This window comes from Microbispora corallina, assembly GCF_016863035.1.
GTDB classification, from domain to species: Bacteria; Actinomycetota; Actinomycetes; order Streptosporangiales; family Streptosporangiaceae; genus Microbispora; species Microbispora corallina.
The window spans coordinates 1-5,320 of record NZ_BOOC01000079.1 but is presented as its reverse complement, the minus strand read 5'-3'; the positions used below and the strand labels follow the sequence as shown (position 1 = coordinate 5,320).

At 68.5% G+C, this 5,320-nt stretch carries 4 protein-coding genes; 2 read left to right on the top strand and 2 right to left on the bottom strand.

Annotated features, from left to right (window positions below; translation table 11 throughout):
* Window positions 1-308 (top strand): UTRA domain-containing protein (locus tag Mco01_RS38560; RefSeq protein WP_204061773.1); only part of this gene is annotated, 308 nt, incomplete at its 5' end.
* A gap of 23 nt (window positions 309-331) precedes the next feature.
* Here Mco01_RS38560 and Mco01_RS38555 read toward each other — a convergent pair.
* Window positions 332-739, bottom strand: coding sequence for a hypothetical protein (locus Mco01_RS38555; RefSeq protein ID WP_204061772.1), 408 nt, complete (start codon window positions 737-739; stop codon window positions 332-334).
* Window positions 740-1,176: 437 nt separating this feature from the next.
* On the opposite strand from Mco01_RS38555, the gene Mco01_RS38550 reads away from it, so the two are divergent.
* Window positions 1,177-3,990, top strand: a complete 2,814-nt coding sequence (locus Mco01_RS38550) for an AfsR/SARP family transcriptional regulator (RefSeq protein WP_204061771.1) — start codon at window positions 1,177-1,179, stop codon at window positions 3,988-3,990.
* Here Mco01_RS38550 and Mco01_RS38545 read toward each other — a convergent pair.
* Window positions 3,980-4,759 carry an SAM-dependent methyltransferase gene (locus Mco01_RS38545; RefSeq protein WP_204061770.1) on the bottom strand — a complete coding sequence of 260 codons (780 nt, stop codon included), beginning with the start codon at window positions 4,757-4,759 and terminating at the stop codon, window positions 3,980-3,982. The two genes, Mco01_RS38550 and Mco01_RS38545, sit on opposite strands and share 11 nt — an antisense overlap.
* Between the last annotated feature and the right edge of the window lie 561 nt (window positions 4,760-5,320).

The window sequence follows — 5,320 nt, the reverse complement described above, 5'->3', positions numbered from 1 at the left end:
ACGAGCCGCTCGACCTCACGCGAGGAACGGCGGTCGTCATGCCGGAGGAGGGCCCGCACGCGGGGCGTGGCGTGGCTGAGCGGATGCTCGCCATCGGCCATCCGATCGTGGACTGGATCGAGACGGTCGGGGCCCGGCTGGGGTCGGCGGAGGAGTGCGCGCGGTTGCACCAGCCGCCGGGCTCGGTTCTACTGACAATCGAGCGGATCTACGAGTCGCAGACGCGGGTGGTGGAGACGGCGGACTTGGTCGTGCCAGCTGATCTGTTCCTGCTGGTGTACTCCGGCCGGATGGGTGCGGAGGGGTAGGCGGCCCGAGTTCCGCCATCCCGCTACATAGCCTGCTGGGCTACCCGTTTTTCGTCCCGGCTGAAGAGATAGATGCCGACGATCTTTCCTTTGATTGCCACTCGCTGACCTGAGGCCGTCCACTTGTCGCGGGAGTCCTCGCCGGTCTGGACGAAGATGTGGTTGGCCTGAGAGAGGCGCCATCCCTCACTCTCGATCAATGACAGCGTGTCCATGCGGCCTGACTGGGGCCTGTTCCAGAAGTCGCGAGGATCGCTACCGGTGCCGCCGTGCGAATTGAGATTGCCCGTCCTGCGCAGGTCCAACTCGATCTCGAAATAGCCGTCGCCGCGTTGGAAAGCGACGCGGGCCTGGCCCTGGGGCGTAGCTTCGAACGCTTTGCGCTCCTTGTCGGCGGCTCGCTGAGCCTTCTCCTCGTCCGAACGGAACACAGGGCCACTCCAGGGGTCAGGGGGTCTGCTGGTATGAAGACGCTCATCCTGGCCACCTGGAGTACCTGAGGGACAGTGAGGCGATTGGATAGGGGATTCGCATCCCACAACCACGTGAAGGCGGGATCTGCCCGGCGGTGCCGAGGCCCAGAGGACGAGAGAGGTAGGGCCTCGGCAGCCGCAGGGTGGCAACCCCTGAACGCTTCGAGAGCTGGGGCTCTTGGGCGGGCCGCCAGTCCGACTGGGCGCCAAGTGTGTGAGAGGGGCGCGGGCCCGATCGGACAGGTCATTCCATGAAGCAGGGACACCGTACAAAGGGCTGGTTTTCGTGAGGTTGTCGACAGGTTGTCAAACGGTCTGAATCTAAACCGGCACGAGGAGTACTATCCGTCCCTGGCCTCACGGATTCACCTCGGGGGAGTTACGCAGGGAGGACCGTGCATTTCGCCATCCTCAGCTCGACAGACGTCACCCACCAGGGCGAGGCCCTGCCAATGCCCCCCATCAGACGACGGGCACTCTGCGCACTGCTCGCCGCAGGTCGACACGGCCTGTCCGCCGAGGCGCTCACCGAAGCGCTATGGGGCGACGACGACGTAGAAGCCCACGAAAGCTCACTCAAATCGGTCCTTTCGCACCTGAGGCGAACCCTTCCCGACCGCATCCCCCCGTCTACAGCTGGCCGCTACCGCATCATCCTCGCGCCCGGCGACGCCCTCGACGTCGACCAGTTCCGCGCCAAGGCGGCGGAGGGAGCAGCAGCCGCCGCCTCGGGCGATTACGCCACCGTTGTGAACGCTCTCAACGACGCCCTCGCATTGTGGGGAGAGCCTCCGCTGGCGGACCTGCCCGACCATCCGAGCTTGCGCGGCTTCGGTGATGAACTCCTCGACGAGCGCCGCACTGCCAGGCTGGCGCTGCTCGACGCCTGGCTGCACCTGGGGGAGTATCAGGAGGTCATCCGCGAAGGTCGCCGCGATCTGGCCGAGGATCCCCTCTCTGAGGCGGTCCACGCCCTCGTGATGACTGCGCTGTACCGCGCCGGCCGCCGGGCCGAGGCGCTCCAGCAGTACGCGGCCGCGGCCAGTGTGCTGGAGAAGGAAACCGGGAGCGCTCCCGGAGCAGCGCTGCGACGCCTGCGCGACCAGATCGCGGCGGATGAGGTCGGCCAGGCCGACTCTCGGGGTGCGCCGCGCGTCGTGCCTGCCCAACTGCCCCGCGACGTGCCGTACTTCACCGGGCGGGAGCAGGAGATCGAGGAGCTAGTCGCGGTCCTCAGCACGCCCGACGCGCTGCCCATGGTGGCCGTCAGCGGGCCCGGCGGTGTGGGGAAATCCGCGCTCGCCGCCCGAGTCGCCCACCACGTGCGGGAGGCATTCCCGGACGGCCAGCTGTTCACTTCGCTCGCGGCCATGTCGGCCAGCCCCCGCACCGTGAGCGACGTTCTCGCCGAACTCCTCGGCTCGCTCGGCGTACCGCTGGAAACCATGCCGCGCGCAGACCGGGAACGGACCACGCTGCTGCGGTCCCTGCTGGCCGGCCGCCGGATGCTGCTCGTCGTCGATGACGTAGCCGGCGACCACCAGGTGCAACCGCTCCTCCCTGGAGCTCCAGGCTGCGGCGTCATCGTCACGTCCCGCGTGCACCTGGCAGAGGGCATCACCCGCCGGGTGCACCTCACACCGCTGGACCTGGGCGAAGGCCTGCGGCTGCTCGCTCAGATCATCGGCGCCGAGCGAGTGCAGGCCGAACCGGACGCGGCGGCGGCTCTGGTCCAGGCGTGCGACGGGTTTCCCCTCGCGATCCACCTGGCCGGCGCCCGCCTCACGTCCCAACCCCACTGGACGCTGGCCTACTTCGCCGACCACCTCGGCCATGGCATCAAGGCGCGCGCCGGCGAACATGTGAGCGCATCGGAGATCATCGCGGCGGCCTCGTACGAGCTGCTTAGCGACGACGCTCAGAAGGCGTTCCGCGCCCTGTCGATGGCGTCCAACGACTTCCCTGCGTGGGTGGTCTCTCTGCTCCTGGGCTGTGACGAGGCCGAGGAGCAGGTGGAAGTCCTGGTTTCGAACAGCTTGATCACCCCCGCTGGGGTGGATGCCTACCAGCAGCCGCGGTACCGGCAGCACGACCTGATCCGGTCATACGCGGCCGCCCGGCTGGCAGAGCAGCCTGCTGAGCGCGCCGAGGTGAGGGACCGCCTGCTGGGCGGGGCCCTCGAAATCGCTGCGTTGGCCAACACCCACCTGCAGCCGGACCCGCACCACCCGCCGGCGCCGCCCTTGGCCGACCTCGGGTACGCCTCACCGCGCGTGCGTGCTCTGGTCGAGGTCGATCCGACTGCTGGGCTGGCCATGGAGACGAGCAACGTGCTGGAGGCGACGCGAATCGCCTGTCGCGAAGGCGACGCCCTCAGAGCGTTCCAGCTGGCGCTGCAGATCAACTCCCACCTGTTCTGGGCTCGTTACCTGCGGGACGCCGAGGACATGTGGCGGTCGGTCATGCGCGTCTGCGAGAACGCCGGCGAGCAGGTCGCCGCCGCGGAGTCTCGCCTGAGGGTCGCCGCGCTGATCACCCGCAGACCCGGCGGGCCAGAGCGGGCTATCCCGATGCTGGATGAATCGATCACCGTGTTCGACGAACTCGGCGACCTGTCCGGGCTCTCCCGTGCGCTCGGCGCGCGGGCGTTCGCCGCCTGGACCTTCGCGGTGGACAACCCGCAGAGTCCCGCACGCAGGTGGATGCTCGAGCAGGCGGGGGAAGACTGCGAGCGCGGCCTGCCGGCGGCGCGTGCGGCAGGCGACCGTTACGGGGAGATGGCCTGCCTGCGCGGGCTGGGGATGGCGATGGCGGCTGTCGGCCATGCCGCGGAGGGCATCTCCCTGTGCGAGGAGGCGCTGGCAATCGCCCGGCGCATCGCCGACTACGACGGGCAGCTGACGTACTACACGTACACGCTGCGGCTGTTGATCCTGGTGCACCTGGGCATCGGCGAGTACGAGCGGGTGCTGGAGCTGCTGGAGGAAGGGCGGCCGATCATGGCCGCCTACAAGCACGCGGCTGGCGATGCGGCGTGGGCGGAGATCGAGGGCGACGCGTTGACCGGGCTCGGCCGCCACCGGGAGGCGGCCGAGCGGTACGCGGAGGCCGTCCGCCTCTACGAGGGCGACGCGGCCCCGCACCACGGCGAGCGGTGCCAGACCAAGTACGGCGACGCCATCGCGCGGGCGGGCCAGCTCAGCGTCTGATCAGGGCGACCCCAGCGAGCATGTCCAGCGGGATCGGCTCCCGGGAGCCGGCCTGCCCGGGCTCCCATTGCTCGATATAGACGAGGCCGGGATCGATGAGCTCGGTGCCCTCGAAGAACCGCGCCACCTGCTTGCGGTTCCGGAAGGTCACAGGGACTCGCATGGTGGCGTTGCTCGCGATGATGCTGTCTCGCACCTTCGGGTCGAGCGTGTCGAGGTCGAGCGAGGAGTGGGAGATGACGAGGTAGCTGCTGTCGGGGAGCTCGTCGACGAGGTCGGCGACGACACCGTAGGGGTCGTCCTGGTCGGGGACGTGATGGAGTACGGAGACGATCAGCAGCCCGAGCGGACGGGTGAAGTCGATCAGGCCTTGGACCTCTCGGGTCCGCAGGATCTCCCGGGGGACGGTGAGGTCGCCTTGCACGTACGCCGTGTTCGGGTCGGCGCCGATCATCTCTTGCGCGAGAGGGAGTACCGCGGGGTCGCTGTCGACGTAGACGGTCCTGGTCTCAGGGTGGATGGCTTGGGCGATCTGGTGGACGTTCGTCTCGTCGGGGAGCCCGGAGCCGATGTCGAGGAACTGCGTGATGCCGTGCCGGGCGAGGTAGCGGACGGCGTTGACGAGGAAGGTCCGGTTGCGTTGTGCGACGACGCGGGATTCCTCGGAGACTGCCAGGACCTGTTCAGCTGCGGATCGGTCGGCTTCGGACCATGCTTTGCCGCCTAACAGGTAGTTGTAGATACCCGCGGCGGTCGCTCTGTTGTTCACCGCACTCCTTGGGGAAGCTTTGCAGTCGGCCATTGAGCGTTGAGAGGGGCGGCCTGGGCTGCAGAGATCAGCCGATCATAGTCCGGGAGGCGTTCTCCGTTTGCGGCGTTTGCGAAGGGGATGCGGCTTCGGCGGGGGCGGGGGAGATGAAGAGAGCCGCCCTTCTCCCCAGAGTTGGGCGGCTCTCGTGGGTCGGCACCTCGCCGCGCCTTCCCGGGGTCGACACGGCGCCCCTCTCAGGGCCGCGTCGTAGAGAGGACGCTACAGGGCCGGTTGTGGATGGCAACTTCCAAGTGGAAGTTGACTGCGGGCCCCCGGCCGGCGCGTCCTCGCCTGGCCCCGTAGGGGTCCGTGGTCCCTCGGCGCGGGCGCTGCTTCCGGGAGAGGCCGCTGACGGTGCACGCATTCCAGGGCGGGGGCGCGCGGTGGGCACGCGGTGGGCACAACGGTCTCAGCGGAAGCCCTCGCGAACCAACGCAACCAACAGATCATGGCCGGTCAGGTCAACGCAGCCAACAGAACCAACCGAGCCGATCCGAGCAAACGATCTACCCCAGTGGA